General features: G+C 55.6%; 9 protein-coding genes and 2 pseudogenes. 6 read left to right on the forward strand and 5 right to left on the reverse strand.

Going from position 1 to position 17,028, the window contains the following annotated elements; translation table 11 throughout:
• The first annotated feature begins 19 nt into the window (after window positions 1–19).
• On the forward strand, window positions 20–1,216 hold the full coding sequence (locus GTU79_RS18125) for a sugar transporter (protein ID WP_203523352.1): 1,197 nt from the start codon (window positions 20–22) through the stop codon (window positions 1,214–1,216).
• Window positions 1,217–1,695: 479 nt separating this feature from the next.
• Here the strand turns inward: GTU79_RS18125 and GTU79_RS18130 are convergent, their stop codons facing one another.
• Window positions 1,696–3,387 carry a sensor domain-containing protein gene (locus GTU79_RS18130; RefSeq protein WP_203523353.1) on the reverse strand — a complete coding sequence of 564 codons (1,692 nt, stop codon included), beginning with the start codon at window positions 3,385–3,387 and terminating at the stop codon, window positions 1,696–1,698.
• A gap of 355 nt (window positions 3,388–3,742) precedes the next feature.
• On the opposite strand from GTU79_RS18130, the gene GTU79_RS18135 reads away from it, so the two are divergent.
• Window positions 3,743–5,038 carry an NCS2 family permease gene (locus GTU79_RS18135; protein WP_214513221.1) on the forward strand — a complete coding sequence of 432 codons (1,296 nt, stop codon included), beginning with the start codon at window positions 3,743–3,745 and terminating at the stop codon, window positions 5,036–5,038.
• A gap of 430 nt (window positions 5,039–5,468) precedes the next feature.
• Here the strand turns inward: GTU79_RS18135 and GTU79_RS18140 are convergent, their stop codons facing one another.
• On the reverse strand, window positions 5,469–6,107 hold the full coding sequence (locus GTU79_RS18140; RefSeq protein WP_203523354.1) for a DNA-3-methyladenine glycosylase family protein: 639 nt from the start codon (window positions 6,105–6,107) through the stop codon (window positions 5,469–5,471).
• A gap of 160 nt (window positions 6,108–6,267) precedes the next feature.
• On the opposite strand from GTU79_RS18140, the gene GTU79_RS18145 reads away from it, so the two are divergent.
• Complete coding sequence (locus GTU79_RS18145; protein ID WP_214513222.1) at window positions 6,268–7,218, forward strand: L-lactate dehydrogenase; 951 nt, start codon at window positions 6,268–6,270, stop codon at window positions 7,216–7,218.
• A 1,221-nt stretch (window positions 7,219–8,439) separates the two neighbouring features.
• On the opposite strand, the gene GTU79_RS18150 is transcribed toward GTU79_RS18145, so the two are convergent.
• Together GTU79_RS18150 and GTU79_RS18155 are read right to left on the reverse strand one after the other, a co-directional pair.
• On the reverse strand, window positions 8,440–8,820 hold the full coding sequence (locus GTU79_RS18150) for a DUF496 family protein (protein WP_243701544.1): 381 nt from the start codon (window positions 8,818–8,820) through the stop codon (window positions 8,440–8,442).
• Between the two features lie 132 nt (window positions 8,821–8,952).
• Window positions 8,953–10,031 (reverse strand): annotated as a pseudogene (locus tag GTU79_RS18155) (FUSC family protein).
• A 253-nt stretch (window positions 10,032–10,284) separates the two neighbouring features.
• Between GTU79_RS18155 and GTU79_RS18160 the strand changes: the two are divergent.
• The 3 genes and pseudogenes from GTU79_RS18160 (at window position 10,285) to GTU79_RS18170 (ending at window position 14,020) form a co-directional block, all read left to right on the forward strand.
• A complete protein-coding gene (locus tag GTU79_RS18160) occupies window positions 10,285–11,040 on the forward strand; it encodes a gluconate 2-dehydrogenase subunit 3 family protein (protein WP_203523357.1) in 756 nt (251 codons plus the stop codon).
• A 6-nt stretch (window positions 11,041–11,046) separates the two neighbouring features.
• On the forward strand, window positions 11,047–12,813 hold the full coding sequence (locus GTU79_RS18165) for a GMC family oxidoreductase (protein ID WP_203523358.1): 1,767 nt from the start codon (window positions 11,047–11,049) through the stop codon (window positions 12,811–12,813).
• Window positions 12,810–14,020 (forward strand): annotated as a pseudogene (locus GTU79_RS18170) (c-type cytochrome). The gene GTU79_RS18165 and the pseudogene GTU79_RS18170 overlap by 4 nt, the downstream one beginning before the upstream one ends.
• A 678-nt stretch (window positions 14,021–14,698) precedes the next feature.
• On the opposite strand, the gene GTU79_RS18175 reads toward GTU79_RS18170, so the two are convergent.
• Window positions 14,699–16,759, reverse strand: coding sequence for a carbon starvation CstA family protein (locus tag GTU79_RS18175; protein ID WP_203523360.1), 2,061 nt, complete (start codon window positions 16,757–16,759; stop codon window positions 14,699–14,701).
• Between the last annotated feature and the right edge of the window lie 269 nt (window positions 16,760–17,028).

Raw genomic sequence — 17,028 nt, forward strand, 5'->3', positions numbered from 1 at the left:
GATTCTGGCTGTAATTTTTATGCAAATATCGCGTTCTCCCCGCTCCACCGCCTGGTTAAGAGTGGTCAGTTTGACCCTGGCCGCGTTTATCTTCAACACTACCGAATTTGTCCCCATCGGCTTGTTGTCCGATATCGCCGCCAGCTTTTCCATGACCGCCGCCCAAGCCGGCCTGATACTCACAATCTATGCCTGGGGGGTGGCGCTGATGTCCCTGCCCTTTATGCTGCTCACCAGCCGCATTGAACGGCGCACCTTATTGATGCTGACCTTTCTGGTGTTTATCGCCAGCCATGTGGTTTCCGCCTTCGCCTGGAGTTTCGGCGTATTGATGATTGCCCGTCTCGGCGTGGCGATGGCCCATGCCATATTCTGGTCCATCACCGCCTCGCTGGCCATGCGGGTGGCGCCGAGCGGTAAAAAAGCCCAGGCCCTGGGTTTACTGAGCACCGGGACCGCCATGGCAATGGTATTGGGCTTGCCCCTGGGACGCATGATAGGCGAAGCATTGGGCTGGCGAACCACCTTTATGATCATCGGCGTACTGGCCTGCCTGATTATGGTGGTCCTGTTCAAGCTGCTGCCGACGCTGCCCAGCCACCATTCCGGTTCGCTTAAAAGCGTGCCTGAGCTGTTCAGGCGGCCGGCGCTGGTAGGCATGTATCTGCTCGCCGCTACCGTGGTCACCGCCCATTACACCGCCTACAGCTATATAGAGCCGTTCCTGCAGAAAATCGCCGGTATGAGCGAGAACTTTACCACCATGGTGCTGCTGTTATTCGGCTTGGCAGGTATTATCGGCAGCCTGATGTTCTCCCGGTTCAGCACCCGCTATCCCTCGGGAATATTGATAACCGCCATCGGTGTCCTGTTCGTCTGCCTGCTGGTATTGCGCCCGCTCTCCTTTAGCGAATTAAGCATTGCGCTGCTGAGCCTGGTATGGGGCGTCGCCATGACGGCCATCGGACTCTGTATGCAGGTGAAGGTATTGACGATGGCCGCGGACGCCACCGACGTGGCCATGTCGCTCTTCTCGGGCATATTCAATATCGGTATCGGCGCGGGGGCGCTGCTGGGCAATCAGGTGAGTATACATATCGGCATGGAGAATATCGGCCTGGTAGGCGCGGCATTCTGCGCCCTGGCGCTGGGACTGTGCGCGTTTATTTTTCACCGCTACTCGGCCATCGTAAACCAGGCGGCGGAAACAGAATAAGCGCCCCGATCGCCGATCGCGCAGCGAACGTGTTAAAGGGAGACCGTGCTGATGGGGTCGAAGCGGGCGTGGTTTTACCGCCCGCTGGAGCGCCCCACTGCGCGGTAGGCCCGCGATCGCCGATCGTGCAGCGAGCGTGTTAAAGGGAGACCGTGCTGATGGGGTCGAAGCGGGCGTGGTTTTACCGCCCGCTGGAGCGCCCCACAGCGCGGTAGGCCCGCGATCGCCGATCGCGCAGCGAACGTGTTAAAGGGAGACCGTGCTGATGGGGTCGAAGCGGGCGTGGTTTTACCGCCCGCCGGAGCGCCCCACTGCGCGGTAGGCCCGCGATCGCCGATCGCGCAGCGAACGTGTTAAAGGGAGACCGTGCTGATGGGGTCGAAGCGGGCGTGGTTTTACCGCCCGCCGGAGCGCCCCACTGCGCGGTAGGCCCGCGATCACCGATCGCGCAGCGAACGTTTGCCAGCGGCGGCACACGATCACCCTTCCTTGGCGTTTGTAGAGTGATAATCCGTCCCGTCGCCGTCCAGCAAATACCCCAGATTTTCCTGCGTCAGAGGCTTGGAAAATAAGAAACCCTGCAACTGCGTACAGCCCGCATCCACCAGGAACTGCTGCTGCTCCACCGTCTCCACCCCTTCCGCGATCACCTGCAAATTCAGTTTCACCCCCAGATTGGATACCGCGGTAACAATCGCCGCCGTATCCTTCAACTGCGTAACAAATTGCACAAACGAACGGTCAATCTTCACGCTGTCCACCACGATGTCCTTCAACAGGCTGAGGCTGGAATAGCCGGTACCGAAATCGTCCAGGGAAATTCTCACCCCGGCCAAACGCAAGGCAATCAGCTGGTCCTTACTGTTGGCATCGGAATTCATGATGGCGGTTTCGGTCAGCTCCAGCTCTAGCCGTTGCGGCGGAAAATCCTCTTCCACCAGCAACTCCAGCACCATCCGGGCAAAGGCGCCGTCCCGAAGCTGAATAGGCGAAACGTTAACCGATACCGAAAGCGCGTCCCAGCGCCGCATCTCGCGACAGGCCTGGCGCAGGATAAATTTACCCAAGGGAATGATCAGGCCGGTCTCTTCCGCCAGCGGCACAAACTGCACCGGCGAAACCTCACCCAACACCGGATCTTCCCACCGCGCCAGCGCCTCCACCCCGATAATCGTCTTGTCCGACGCCCGCACCAGCGGCTGATAGGCGCAGCTGATGCCGACATTACGGGACAGGGCGGACGCCAGCGCCTTTTCCATGCGCCGCTTACTGGTGAGGCTGGCATCCAGCGATTCGGAATAAAAACAATGCACGTTTTTACCCTTGCGTTTCGCTTCATACAGGGCCGCATCCGCTTTGCGCATCAGCTCGCCGGCGGTGGTATCCGACTCCGCTATCTGAATAACGCCCACCGATACCGTGACAAAAGGCGAGGCGCCGGTAATGGTGAAAGGCGATTGCGTCTGCTTAACAATCTTGCGACATAACAATTCCGCGTCCTGGCGCGGAAGATCGCCCCTGATCAGCAATGCAAATTCATCACCGCCCATCCGGGCCACCAGACTCTCTTCCGGCACCACGTGCTGCAAACGCCGGGCAAATTCGCACAGCACGAAATCTCCGGCCTGGTGGCCGTAGGTGTCATTGATGTTTTTAAACCCGTCGAGATCCATCAGCATCAACAAGCCGCCGGTCTGCCCCGACGTTCCGCCGGGCACCACCACATGGTTCAGATCTTCATACAGGGCGGTGCGGTTATGCAGGCCGGTGAGAATATCGTGATAGGCCAGATAGCGGGTTTGGGCTTCGGACTCGCGCAGTACCGAAATATCATTCAATGAAATCAGTATATAAGGCTGAGCATTCAATAAAATTCGCGATGACCGCACCATAAAGGTCGTGATTTGGTTATCCTGTCCCGATACGCGTTCTTCATATTCTACCGGTTCACCGGTTTCCATCACCTGCCGATCCCGTTCCTGGATATGCGATACCAGCAAAGCATCCAGCCCATCCAAGGCGGTCTGGCCGATGAGCTCCTCAGCGGTTTTGCCAAACAGTTCGCAGGCCTTGCGGTTCAAAAACACCAGCCGGTAATGGTGATCCTTAAGAAATGTAGCGTCAGGCAAGGCATTAAGCACCGCCTGGCATACTGCGAGATTATTGAACATACAATGGCATCCTGGAGTATCGCTCTTGAAAGAGTAGCATAACTTCCCTTAGCCGCTGAGACGGTTATTTAGACATGGAAAGAGAAAAAGCGTCATCAACGGTAATACCTTGAGACAGCCCACCGCGTCAAACGCCCCTTTGTAGCACCATTGTGGTGCTTTAGCACTATAATGGTGAGCCCTCAGCCCTCTTTAGGTGCCATTCTCGAAGGCAGCGCCTCTCTTTTTACGCGCTCAGTTCGTTGTTTCCTTATATAATGCGCCTGCTTCAGTGTTTGCCGCCGCCGGATAAAAGGCGGAATGATGGCATAGCTATTGCTTAGGCTGTGCAGACAACTTCAATGAGATAACTCCCATGTTAGAAAGAATTTTCAAATTAAAGGTTCATCGTACTAACGTTCGAACCGAAATTTTGGCAGGGCTGACCACATTTTTGGCGATGGCATATATTCTGTTTGTAAACCCCTCTATCCTGAGCGCTACCGGCATGGATAAAGGCTCGGTGTTCGTGGCGACCTGCCTGGCCGCCGCTATCGGTTCGGCATTGATGGGCTTTATAGCCAACTATCCCATCGCCCTGGCTCCCGGCATGGGGCTCAATGCCTTCTTCACCTATACCGTGGTATTGCATATGGGCCATACCTGGCAGGTGGCTCTGGGGGCGGTATTCCTGTCGGCATTGATCTTTTTTGCCTTGTCCATTTTCAAAATCCGCGAATGGATTATCAGAAGTATTCCGTTACCGCTGAGATCGGGTATTGCCGCCGGCATCGGCCTGTTCCTGGCCATTATCGCTCTGGAAAGCTCAGGGATCGTCGTAGCCAATCCCGCCACCCTGGTGGGCCTGGGTGATTTGACCAAAGGCGGCCCGCTGCTGGCCATGCTTGGTTTTATCATTATCGTGGTGCTTGAAGCCCGCAGGGTGCCTGGCGCGGTGCTGATAGGCATCCTGGCCATTACGTTTATTTCCATCGCCGTGGGCCTAAGCCCCTGGGGCGGCGTACTCTCCATGCCGCCCTCCATCGCGCCGACCTTCCTGCACCTGGATATTCGCGGGGCGTTGGATGTGTCCAGGATAAGCGTAGTGTTCGCCTTCCTGTTCGTGGATGTGTTCGATAACTCCGGCCCCTTGATTGGCGTCCCCAAGCGCGCCGGACTGGCGGACGAAGACGGCAACATTCCCAAAATGGGCAAAGCATTGGTGGCGGATAGCGCCGCGGCCCTGTTCGGTTCGCTGCTGGGCACCTCCACCACCACCAGTTACATCGAATCCGCCGCGGGAGTCAGCGCCGGTGGCCGTACCGGCCTCACCGCCATCGTGGTGGGTATACTCTTCCTGCTGAGCCTGTTTTTCGCCCCGCTGGCCGGCAGCGTCCCGGCCTTCGCCACTGCCCCGGCGTTACTGTTTATCGCCGTGCTGATGACCTCCGGCCTGGCGGAAATCGACTGGCGTGACATTACCGTGGCCGCGCCGGTCACCGTAACCGCCCTGACCATGCCGCTGACCTACTCCATCGCCAACGGCATCGCCTTTGGTTTCATCACCTGGACGGTAGTGAAACTCCTGAGCGGCCGTTACCGCGATCTGAACGCCGCGCTGGTAATTCTGTCGCTGCTGTTTGTGATCAAGCTGGGCTGGCTCAGCGCCTAAGCGGCAGGCCGGGCTCGCCTCAGCAAATCTTATGTTGATGCGAGCGCGTGTTAAAGGGAGACCGTGCTGATGGGGTCGAATCGGGTATGGTTTTACCGCCCGACCGAGCGCCCCATAGCGCGGTTGGCCCGCGATCGCCGATCGCGCAGCGAGCGTGTTAAAGGGAGACCGTGCTGATGGGGTCGAAGCGGGCGTGGTTTTACCGCCCGCCGGAGCGCCCCACAGCGCGGTTGGCCCGCGATCGCCGATCGCGCAGCGAGCGTGTTAAAGGGAGACCGTGCTGATGGGGTCGAAGCGGGCGTGGTTTTACCGCCCGCCGGAGCGCCCCACTGCGCGGTAGGCCCGCGATCGCCGATCGTGCAGCGAGCGTGTTAAAGGGAGACCGTGCTGATGGGCACGGTAGTCCCGCCAACACCAAACGTGACAGAGCCTATTTGCCGGATTTTACGATGGGCTGCAGGCTGTATTCCGGGGCCGAATAGGCCCACAGATAAAGGGACGCGGTAGAGCCATAAGGAGAGTAACGCCGGCGATAGCGCTCAAAACGCTCCCGTGGCAGTTCCCTATGCCGGTAAAGATTCATCATCCCGCGCCGAATGGCCAAATCCCCCCAGCTCAAAATATCCGGCCGCCCCATTGAAGACATCATCAACATCTCCGCCGTCCAAATGCCGATGCCCGGCAGACGCGATAACACCGCAATCACCTCCCCGTCCGTATACCCGCCGATGGCCGCCAAATCCAGCTCACCGCTCATGACCGCCGTAGCCGCCCCCTTAATATATAATGCCTTTCTCATCGACATACCGCAGGATTGAATCTGCTCCGCCGTCAATTGCTCCATGGCCGCCGGGGTTATGGCGCCCGCCAGCGTCCTCAGACGTCCGTTTACCGTGACAGCGGCCTTAGTGGATATTTGCTGATCGACAATATTGCGAACCAGGGCGGCAAACAGATCCGGCATCATCGGCCGGCTGATGATGCCGAAACGCTCAATGGCCTCCGCCATGCGCTTATCTCTTTTCGCCAGCCAATTCAATTCTTTCGCACCATATTCAAATATTGCCATGAATCTCACTCTCTGTTTCAATCCCCAAAGCACACTCTACCGCCTCAAGAATAGCATTTTGTTCGTTAGGCAATAATTTATAAAAATGCTATAAATGAAGGCTTACCATGCCCTTATCCGTACTACGGACTTCATTTTCCTATTCATAGAGGCAGGCAGTATGAAACCACGTAAAGTGATGATCATCGGCGCGGGCAATGTAGGATCCTCCGCCGCCTATGCGCTGCTGAACCAGCAGATTTGCCAAGAGCTTATCCTGGTGGACCTGAACCAATCCCTGGTGGAAGGCCATCGCCAGGATCTCGCCGATGCGGCGGCCTATATGCCCGGCCGGATCATCATCAGCGCCCGGCCGGTGACGGACTGCGCCGATGTGGATATCGCGGTGATTACCGTTTCCGGCGGCGGCCTCAAACCCGGCCAGACCAGGCTGGATGAGCTGGACGGCACCGCCCGCATCGTAGGTAATATCGTACCGGAGATGATGCAAAACGGCTTTAAGGGCATATTCCTGGTGGCCACCAACCCCTGCGACATTATCACCTATCAGGTATGGAAGCTCTCCGGCCTGCCCCGCCACCAGGTGCTGGGCACCGGCGTATGGCTGGATACCACCCGCTTGCGGCGCATCCTGGCTGAGCAGTTGGATATCGCGGCCCAAAGCGTCGATGCTTTTATTCTCGGCGAACACGGCGAAACGCAATTCCCGGTCTGGTCGCACTCGTCGGTGTACGGCATGACGCTCAATGAATACAGCCGCTTGAAAACCGGGCAGGAACTGGACTTTGCGGCGCTGGGCGAGCGCACACGCCGGCTTGGCTTTGAAATCTATTCACAAAAGGGCTGTACCGAATACGGCGTGGCCGGCACCATTACCGAAATTTGCCGTAACCTGTTCACCAGCAGCCATCGGGCGCTGACCGTCTCATGCGTCTTGGATGGGGAGTATGGCAAGGAGGGATTAGCCATCGGCGTTCCGGCGGTATTAACCCAGCGGGGCATCGAACAGATTAGCGAGCTGGATTTGAACGAACTGGAGCAGCGGCAGTTTGATGATTCGGCGGCCGCTATAAAAACCAATATCCAGCGACTGGCGGTGCTTCACCATTAACGGTCTAAGGTTAACGCAATAGGATTTTCCGGTCTGCCGGCCGGGAAAAACCCTTTAGGTGATTGCAAATAAAGAATGCGAGCGCTCAATAGAAAATGCGATGTCCCATTAAAAAAACAGCATAAACGACATTACGTCAAATTATATATTATGCGAAACCATAAAGACGTTAATATTTATTTACAGCGTTTTATTCAGGTCAATCCGCACCGGATCAGGCCGTTTGACTGAAATAACCTTTTTTTATTTTAACTTAAGCAATCGCCTTACCATGCTTTTTAATCTTTTCTTGAAATCATCATCCTTGACGAAGCGGTAAGGACCGTGATTGCCTTGGGTTTGCCAGTGAAAAAGGACATCACTATTGTTGGCGCTGACATAATTCGGCAATAATCCCCCCCGCCGCAGGTTGCATGGGCAGTGCGCCGGGTGAGCCTTTCGCACGCAGACCGGGATCGAACAGAACAGGCTGGCCCGCTGGGGACCGGCGACAATATCGGATAATAATGCATCGGTAACGGAGATTGAATCATTGGCATCGGCAGTCTGGGTGGGTCCAATGATTGAATTAAAATCATTATCATTGATAATAATAGAACTGATCGCAATATTACATTAAGCTGATTTTTCTGCTGGTCATGAAATAACTTACCTGCGTTTCACTGATGCCATTGTCGGTTTCCCATCTGGCGGAACAACGCTTTGCCGGCGGGAAAAATTTTTGCCCTCCTCTGTCGATAATTATATAAAATTCTATAAATTTTATTTAATATAATGCTAGTAATACAATACAAACCCGGTTAAATCATTCCCATCAAAGATGGCATGGTGTTAATATACAAATAACCCTACAAGTCTACAATATTATTCAGATAAGAGTGGGTGTGCAATAATGGAATGGCGAAATTCATTATCCTTTATAACCAAAGTGCATCCATAACATCATTTTTTCCATCCATTTGATTCTTTATTCATCAGTAAGGGAATATTATTTCCTCATGAACTAATGAATCTATTTAAATAGAATATTCACGAACGGCAGGCAAATGCAAACCGTTAAACTCCGCCAGGGCAGAAAAGAGAAAGAATCCGGGAGAACAGGCTGGACCGGATGGCCGGACAGTTTCCGGCCCTCGGTGTGTCTTGCACTAAGGCTTGAGCGGGCGCCGCCGCCGGCGGCATACTCACCGGCGAAATCGGCATGGCCCCCGTTGAATTGACTCAGGCGGTGGGCGTTCCGGTGGGGGTGCCTGTCGTGGCGCCGCTTGGCGTATTGGCGGATACCAGCGCTTTCACTTCGCCGATGGATTTCAGTTTTTTCGACAGTTCGCGACGTTCTTTCGACAGCTCGGCGTTTTTGATGATGTAATCATCCACGCGGTCTTCATAATCGCTGCGCATGCTGGCAATGATCGCCAAGACTTCGTCGATGGACATGCCCGGCTTGATATAGTCACTGAGGTTGTCCAGCAACAAGACCCGTTTTTGGTTGTCACGGATTTTTTTCTCGTTATCGGCGATTTCGCGCTGCAATTTGTTTTTGCGGCGAAACATGCGCACAAACTCCAGCACATCCTGGAAAGAGGGCTTGATATGATCCATTTCGATTTCCTTGCTTAAGTCATAGGTTGAATAGGTTGCGATGACAAATTCATAGCCGCTACCCTACAGAGTAGCAGCTATCCTGTGCAATGGCTTAACGCATTTTACCCGCTTTCGCCCGCGAACCCTACTTCAATCTTCCTGCTCAGGCAAAGGCTTACGCAGCGCCAGGCAAAGCAGCTGCGCCATCTGCTCAAGCTGTCCGGTAAGCTTCAGGCTCAGCCAGACATAGCCGAATATCGGCGCTTCAATCTGCTCGCGGCGGCTGGCCAGCTCCATTAACTGCCTCAGTTCAGCGGCAATGGTGTCCAGCTCGCCGCTGTTGGCGACAATAGGCGCGGGATTACCTTGGCGCAACGCCTCGGCCAGGGTCAGCAGGGTACGCAGCGTTACCATCTGGGTGCTGCGCAGCGTGGTGGCGTTCAGTAGGATAAAATGGCTTTCCCGCGAGGCCCACCATGCATCGATTTGCAATTCCAGCACGCAGACGATGTTACGGCTGAGGTTCTGGATTCTGTCGAATATATCCTTGGCGATGGCGGTTTCCTTAGCGGCCGGCGCCGCCAGCGTGCTCATTTTTACCACGTCATTGAGCAGCTTTTTCAACCGTCCCTCCAGACGCGGACGCTCGATGATATTCGGCGAGACATAGGCGGCATAAAGCTTGCTCAGGGCGGTGAGGTTAAAGCTCATTTGCATGCGCCAATGAATGAACGCCCGCTGCGGATAAATACTGGTAAACAACAGTGCCAGCAGCGAGCCGATGATCACATCGCCGCTGCGCCACAGGGCGGTTTGCATATCGCCGGCCCCGGCGCCGCAGACCACCGCCAGGGTAATGCCGATGAGCAGCGCCATATAGGGCCGCTTGCCCAGGGTCAAATAGCCGCAGACGAACATCACCAGCCCGCACCAGACCAGCATTACCGGCAGGGAATAGAGCTCCAGCCGCAAGGCTATCAGCCCCGAGGCGGCGCCAAAAATGGTGCCGATAATGCGCTGCCCGGCGCGCTGCAGCACATTCCCCCAAAATGAAATCGGTCCCATGACCACCACCAGGTAATCAGCGGCCAGGTTCCTTCCGGAATATCCAGCAAGCGGATGATCATAAACGTGAGAACAAACGCCAGTCCGATGCGCAATCCATGGGCGATACGGTAATTCTGGTAAATGGTATTTTCGAGGGAGGAAATCTTTCTGTCCAAACGCACGGGCTATCGACCTGGGATGACTAAGCTGAAAAATTATTTTAAAGAAATTAAACGGCTTTCACATCATTAATTCTTCTTATCTGTATCGGAATGTAACCATCATAACGTGACTATTTTGTTATCAACATATTTATTCATTGCAACATAGTTGGTTTATTTATAATTTAACCACAACAACTCTGGCAGTTTTGTCGTGAAATCGAAAACGCATGATGCCTACACGCATCATTACAATAAAATAGGAAACGTCATAATGCGCAAGAGACAGAAAACCCTGCCGGGGATGACCCGCAGACAGCTGCTTTCCTATTCCGCCGCCTCTCTTGCCCTCGGCGCCGCCGAAACCGCCAAAGCCACCGCGCTCAAAGGCACGCCCGGCTGGAAGCCGTTCTCCCACAATCCCATCGAGACCTATGAACACCAGGGATGGCTTTTCCTCAATGAGAAAGAAGTCGCTGCCCTTGAGGCCATAGCGAACCGTCTGATTCCCGCCGACGATCTCAGCGTAGGCGGCAAAGACGCCGGCTGCGTGGTGTTTATCGATCGCCAGCTGCACGGGTTTTACGGCACCTTTTCCCGTCTTTATAGGGAGGGCCCCTTTTTGCCCGGCGCTCCCGAACAGGGGGATCAATCTCCGCTGGTACCGCAACAACGCTATCGAATCGGCCTGGCCGACCTGGAAGACTATACGCATCAGGAATTCCAGAAGCCCTTTCATCAGCTCACCGCCGAGCAGCAGGACCTGGTTTTGCACGGTTTGGAGAAAGGCGACGTCAAGCTTGCCCATATCGATGGAAAATTGTTTATGGCCCAGGTGCTCAGCAACACCATGGAAGGATTTTTTGCCGACCCCATGTACGGCGGCAACCGCGATATGGTGTCATGGAAAATGATTGGTTTTCCCGGCGCCCGCTATGACTACCGCGATCTGGTCGAAAAACATAATCAGGATCTTCATCTTGCCCCGGTCAGCATCGAAGGCGGCGAACAATGGAAAACCAAGGGCTGAACCGACATGGCAAAAAAACGTCCTAAGACTGACGTGGTAGTGGTGGGACTGGGCTGGGCGGGCTCCATCATCGCCAATGAACTCACCGATGCCGGCCTGGAGGTTATCGCCATCGAACGGGGCCCCTGGCGCGATACCGCACGGGATTTCAACGTCGCCTCGGTAACCGATGAATTGCGGTACAATCGCAGCCAGGAGCTGATGCTGCGCACCCGGCAAAATACCATCACCGTTCGCAATAGCCTTTCGCAAACCGCCTTACCCATGCGATCCTGGGGCTCCTTTCACCCCGGCAACGGCACCGGCGGCGCCGGCAATCACTGGGCGGGCATTACCTTCCGTTTTCAGCCGGAAGAGTTCCGCCTGAAAAGCCACCTTATGGAGCGTTATGGCGCCGCCGCCATGCCGAAGGAATTAACCCTGCAGGATTGGGGGGTGGACTGGGAAGAAATGGAACCGTTTTATATGCAGTTCGAGCGGCTGGCCGGCACCTCCGGTTATGCCGCCAATCTCAACGGCATAAAACGCGAGGGCGGCAATCCTTTTGAAGGCATGCGATCCGGCGACTATCCCACGCCGCCGCTCAAGCAACCCTACGGACCGACGCTGTTTGCCGAAGCCGCCAGGAGTCTGGGTTATAAACCCTTCCCGGTCCCCTCTTCGCTGGTGTCGCGGGCCTACACCAATCCCTTGGGCGTTTCCATGGGACCCTGTACCTACTGCGGCTTCTGCACCAACTACGGCTGCGCCAACTATGCCAAAGCCAGCGCCATCACCACCGTGCTGCCGGTGCTGGTGCGTAAAGAGAACTTCTCCACCCTCGCCCACTGCGAAGTGATGAGGGTCACGATGGATTCTACGGGCAAACGGGCCACCGGCGTGGTCTATATGGATTCTTCCGGCGACGAGTGGGAACAGCCCGCCGACCTGGTGGTGGTCACCGCCTTTACCTTCGAAAACGTGCGCTTGATGCTATTGTCCGGCGTCGGCAAGGCATACGACCCGGTGACCAATACCGGCACCACCGGCCGTAGCTATGCCTACCAGACCGCCAATTCAGTGCAGGTATTCTTCGACGATAAAAACTTCAATCCCTTTATCGGCGGCGGCGCGGTGGGAATGGGCATTGATGATTTCAATAATGATAATTTCGATCATTCCGGACTGGGCTTTTTCGGCGGCGGCAGTATACGCGTCACCCCCATCGGGTCCGCGCCCATCGCCTATCATCCCACCCCGGACGGCACGCCGACCTGGGGCAGCGAGTTCAAGCGCCAGGTCAAGAAAAACTATCTCAGCAGCATGAGTATCGGCTGCGAAGCCAGCAATTATTCCACCCGCACCAACTATCTGTCTCTGGACCCGACCTACAAAGATCCCCTGGGCCGGCCCTTACTGCGCATGACGTTTGATTTCACGCAGAATGAACTGAAGATGGCGAAATATTGCACCGACCGGGTGGGGGAAATAGCCAAGGCGATGAACCCGCGGGAATACTTCCTGCATCCGGTGAAAGGTCACTGGAACTCGGTGCCCTATCAATCCTCCCATGTGGTGGGCGGATTTATCATGGGCGCCGATCCCTCCACCAGTTCGGTAAACAGGCACCTGCAGGTATGGGATGTACCCAACCTCTTTGTGGTAGGCGCCTCGGCCTTTCCGCAAAATCCCGGCTATAACCCCACCGGTACCGTGGGGGCGCTGGCTTTCAAAGCCGCCCACGCCATCCGCACCTATTACATGAAACGCCCCGGGGAGATGATCACCGCATGAGAGCGCTCACGTTTTTATACATCGGACTGCTGGCGCTGGTGGCAGGATCGGCGCTGGCCCAGCCGGAGTTCGATCAGGTGGAACGGGGACGGTACCTGGCGGTGGTGGGAGATTGCAGCGCCTGCCATACAGCGGATCCGGCCAACCCCTCCGCGGGGGGTTTTCGCATCGACACGCCGTTCGGGCCGCTGCTGGGCGCCAATATCACGCCGGATGTGGTGACAGGCCTCGGCACCTGGACCTTCAGCGACTTCCAGCGCGCCATGTCTGAGGGTATCGGCCACGGCGGCAAGCGGCTCTATGGCGCCATGCCTTTCACCGCCTATACCAAAATGACACAGCAGGACGACCAGGATCTATGGGCCTATTTGCAAACCCTGCAGCCCATCGCCAAAGATGTACATACCAACCAGCTGCCGTTCCCCTTTAATATCCGCACCAGCCTGCTGGTCTGGAACTGGCTGAATTTCAATAAAGGCGAATTCAAACCCGACCCGCTGCAATCAGCCCTTTGGAATCGCGGCGCTTATCTGGTGGAGGGCCCCGGCCACTGCGGCACCTGCCATACGCCGAAAAACGCCCTCGGCGGCGACAAAAACAGCCAATTCCTGCGGGGGAATAATCTCGGCGCCTGGTGGGCGCCCGATATCACCAATAACGATCACACCGGTATCGGCCAGTGGACAAACGACGATCTGGTCACTTATTTACGCACCGGCGTCAATCGCTTCGGCATCGCCTCCGGACCCATGGCGGAAGAAGTTGAACACTCCTCGGCGCATTGGCACGACGCGGATCTCAAGGCGGTGGCGGTTTATCTTAAAAGCGGCAACAGCCTGCAGCCGGCGCCACGGGCCCTCAGCGCTGGCGACAGCCGCATGGTGGCGGGAAAGGCGATATATTTCGACCGCTGCTCCGCCTGTCATAACGCTTCCGGCACCGGCGAGCCGAATATTTTCCCGCGCCTGGCGGGTAACCCGCTGATCCGCGCCGCCGACCCCACCTCCCTGGCTCACGTGGTGCTGGCGGGCAGCCGCGCCGGTTCCACCGGCGCCCCACCGCGCCGGCAATGCCCAGCTTCGCCTGGGACCTCAACGACCAGCAGGTGGCCGATGTCCTGACCTATATTCGCAATAGCTGGGGCAATGCCGCGCAGCCGGTGAAAGCCGCCGAGGTTGCGCGTCTGCGCAAAAACTTGCAGCCATGACCACGGCAGTACAGGGCAACGGTATGCAGCCCTGTACGCAATTTTCACGATTTGCCGCGACGGGTGCTACCTATTATCTTATTACCATAGGGTAGGCTATCAAAGTATTTCTCCCGCTATACCCCTCATACTTCAAGTTGCAGGTGTGCTGGCTTTCCCGCTACGCGAATTATTTAGGGTATGACGCCGTTTTTCCAAGGCGCCAAATTAAGTTATCTAAATAGCTTTGCGCATTAATGCTTCACTTCTCATCGTTCAGGGCCAGCGCTGGCGGGATGTCATCTCCCGCAAGTGTAGCGCTAACGCTAATATGAAAAGCTATTTAGCACAGTATATTCAAATCACCTTTAATTTATACTTTACTTAAATTCATTCAACTTTACCGAGGGGAAGCTGTTTCGCGGCCATTATTTAGGTTATGCTGCCCGGATAATTTTTCCCATCACATTATTTTTAGTTATTCATAAAAATAGTTAACTTATTATTTAACCTTGTTCAATTATATACCTGCATATGATAAATATTTCAAGATCCCTGGCCTGGAAACTGGTCTTTTTATTATCTTCTCTCTTCTGGCTGGCGGTAATCGGCCTCATTACCTGGCTTTAACGCCGCCTATACCCGCGGCTTGAAGTATAACGGGTATATGCCCCACGCCCGCGGCGCGGGGCATATTGTCTATTTCAACGAAGGCTGCGCCTGATAAGGAACTTCCCGATCGCTGCGTTTATCAAGGCGGTAAGCCAAATACGCCGCACGGATACCAAACAGGAAAATACTGATCATCACAAAGATAAAGACGGCGGTCAATCCGGCGTTGAGCTGATTATTAAATACCAGCCGGTTCATTTCCACCATGGTTTTAGCCGGGCCGATAATCTGGTTTTGATCGATGCCTGCCTGGTATTTATTGGCTAGGGCCAGAAAACCCACCCTGGGGTCGGCGGAAAAAATCTTTATCAAGCCCGCGGAGGTGGTGCACACCAGCAAAAACGCCATCGGCACGCCTGCCACCCAGGCATACATCTGTCGTTTCATCTTGAACAGCACCACAAAACACAGCGTCAGCGCCATGGCCGCCAGCATCTGGTTGGCGATGCCGAATAGCGGCCACAGCGTGTTGATGCCTCCCAACGGGTCAACCACCCCCTGATATAGAAAATAACCCCAGGCGGCCACGCAGAGCGCGGTGGCGATAACATTGGCCGCCAGGGATTCGGTGCGCCGTAAAGAGGGTACCGCGACGCCCAGCAAATCCTGCAGCATAAACCGCCCGGCGCGGGTGCCGGCGTCCACCGCCGTCAGGATAAACAGCGCTTCAAACAGGATCGCGAAATGATACCAGAAGGCCATGCTGATAAAACTGACCGCCTGGCTGAGGATATGGGCCATACCCACCGCCAGCGTCGGCGCGCCGCCGGCGCGGGAGACGATGCTGTTCTCCCCTACCGATTGCGCATACTGGGTGAGCATGGCCGGCGTCACTTCAAACCCCCAGCCGCTGACGGTGGCGGCGGCTGCTTCCACCGTGGAGCCTCCCAGCGCGGCGGCGGGACTGTTCATGGCGAAATACACACCCGGATCGATAACCGAGGCGGCCACCAGCGCCATGATCGCCACAAAGGACTCCATCAGCATGCCGCCGTAGCCGATAAAGGCCGCCTGGCTTTCGTTTTCCAGCATTTTAGGCGTGGTGCCGGAGGCAATCAGCGCATGGAAACCGGACACCGCGCCGCAGGCGATGGTAATAAACAAAAAAGGAAACAGCGAACCCGACCATACCGGCCCGGTACCGTCCACAAAACGGGTCATGGCGGGCATTTCCAGCGTTGGGGCAATAAAGACGATGCCGATGGCCAGGCCGATAATGGTGCCCACTTTCAGAAAGGTGGACAAATAATCCCGCGGCGCCAGCAGCAGCCAGACCGGCAGGATAGAAGCCACGCCGCCGTATATCACCAAGACCCAGGTCAGCTGTTTGCCGTCAAGGGTAAAAAACGGCGCCAGGGCCGGACTGCGGGCCACATCGCCGCCAAAAATAATGCCGGCCATCAACAGGACAAAACCGATAAGGGACACCTCACCGATTTTACCCGGCCGGATAAAGCGCAGATAAATCCCCATAAACAGGGCCAGCGGAATGGTAAAGGCCACGGTGAAGGCCCCCCAGGGACTGTTCGTCAGCGCCTTCACCACAATCAGCGCCAGCACCGCCAGGATGATAATCATGATCATAAAGGTGCCGAATAAGGCGATGACCCCAGGCACAGCGCCCAATTCCTGCTTGATCAGATCGCCAAGGGAACGGCCATCCCGCCGCAGCGAAACAAACAGCACCATGAAATCCTGTACCGCGCCGGCCAGCACCACCCCCGCCAGAATCCAGATCATGCCCGGCAGATATCCCATTTGCGCCGCCAGCACCGGCCCCACCAAAGGTCCGGCGCCGGCAATGGCGGCAAAATGATGACCGAACAGCACATATTTATTGGTAGGCACAAAATCCAGTCCGTCATTATGCCGGAAGGCCGGCGTCATGCGCGTCGGATCAAGTTGCAACACGCGGCGGGCGATGAAACGGCTGTAATAGCGATAGGCAATTAAATACACCGACACCGCCACCACTAAAATCCACAGCGCATTAATTTTCTCGCCGTTATGCAAAGCGATAATACCTAACCCAAAGGCACCGGCAATTGCGACTAAAACCCAGACAAGATGGGAAGCGATGTTTCGCATAGACTCCTCCATGTTGATTATTAGCTTTCTAAATTAAGACGACGTCTGATGAGGACCCAACCGTTGTATTCCACATCCTCATAACATTGCCTAAACAATATTGACAGCCGCTTGATTCATATTTGTGATCCACTAAGAAAGCTTTGATAATCTCTTACTGATAATCCGGGGTAGGCTATAATGCCGGTTCCGTTAGGGAAGGTCTTTGCAATAACATCTTACAGCCAGCTTTACTTCAAAGAGAGCCCGAGCCGGCAGAGCAGGTTAAA

The organism is Sodalis ligni (assembly GCF_016865525.2).
Lineage (GTDB): Bacteria > Pseudomonadota > Gammaproteobacteria > Enterobacterales > Enterobacteriaceae > Acerihabitans > Acerihabitans ligni.

Bases quoted from the DNA above. Each gene is read 5' to 3' on its own strand.
- GTU79_RS18130 (WP_203523353.1), bottom strand. From the start codon at position 3,387: ATGTTCAATAATCTCGCAGTATGCCAGGCGGTGCTTAATGCCTTGCCT.
- GTU79_RS18135 (WP_214513221.1), top strand. From the start codon at position 3,743: ATGTTAGAAAGAATTTTCAAATTAAAGGTTCATCGTACTAACGTTCGA.
- GTU79_RS18165 (WP_203523358.1), top strand. From the start codon at position 11,047: ATGGCAAAAAAACGTCCTAAGACTGACGTGGTAGTGGTGGGACTGGGC.
- GTU79_RS18175 (WP_203523360.1), bottom strand. From the start codon at position 16,759: ATGCGAAACATCGCTTCCCATCTTGTCTGGGTTTTAGTCGCAATTGCC.
- GTU79_RS18150 (WP_243701544.1), bottom strand. From the start codon at position 8,820: ATGGATCATATCAAGCCCTCTTTCCAGGATGTGCTGGAGTTTGTGCGC.
- GTU79_RS18145 (WP_214513222.1), top strand. From the start codon at position 6,268: ATGAAACCACGTAAAGTGATGATCATCGGCGCGGGCAATGTAGGATCC.
- GTU79_RS18160 (WP_203523357.1), top strand. From the start codon at position 10,285: ATGCGCAAGAGACAGAAAACCCTGCCGGGGATGACCCGCAGACAGCTG.
- GTU79_RS18125 (WP_203523352.1), top strand. From the start codon at position 20: ATGCAAATATCGCGTTCTCCCCGCTCCACCGCCTGGTTAAGAGTGGTC.
- GTU79_RS18140 (WP_203523354.1), bottom strand. From the start codon at position 6,107: ATGGCAATATTTGAATATGGTGCGAAAGAATTGAATTGGCTGGCGAAA.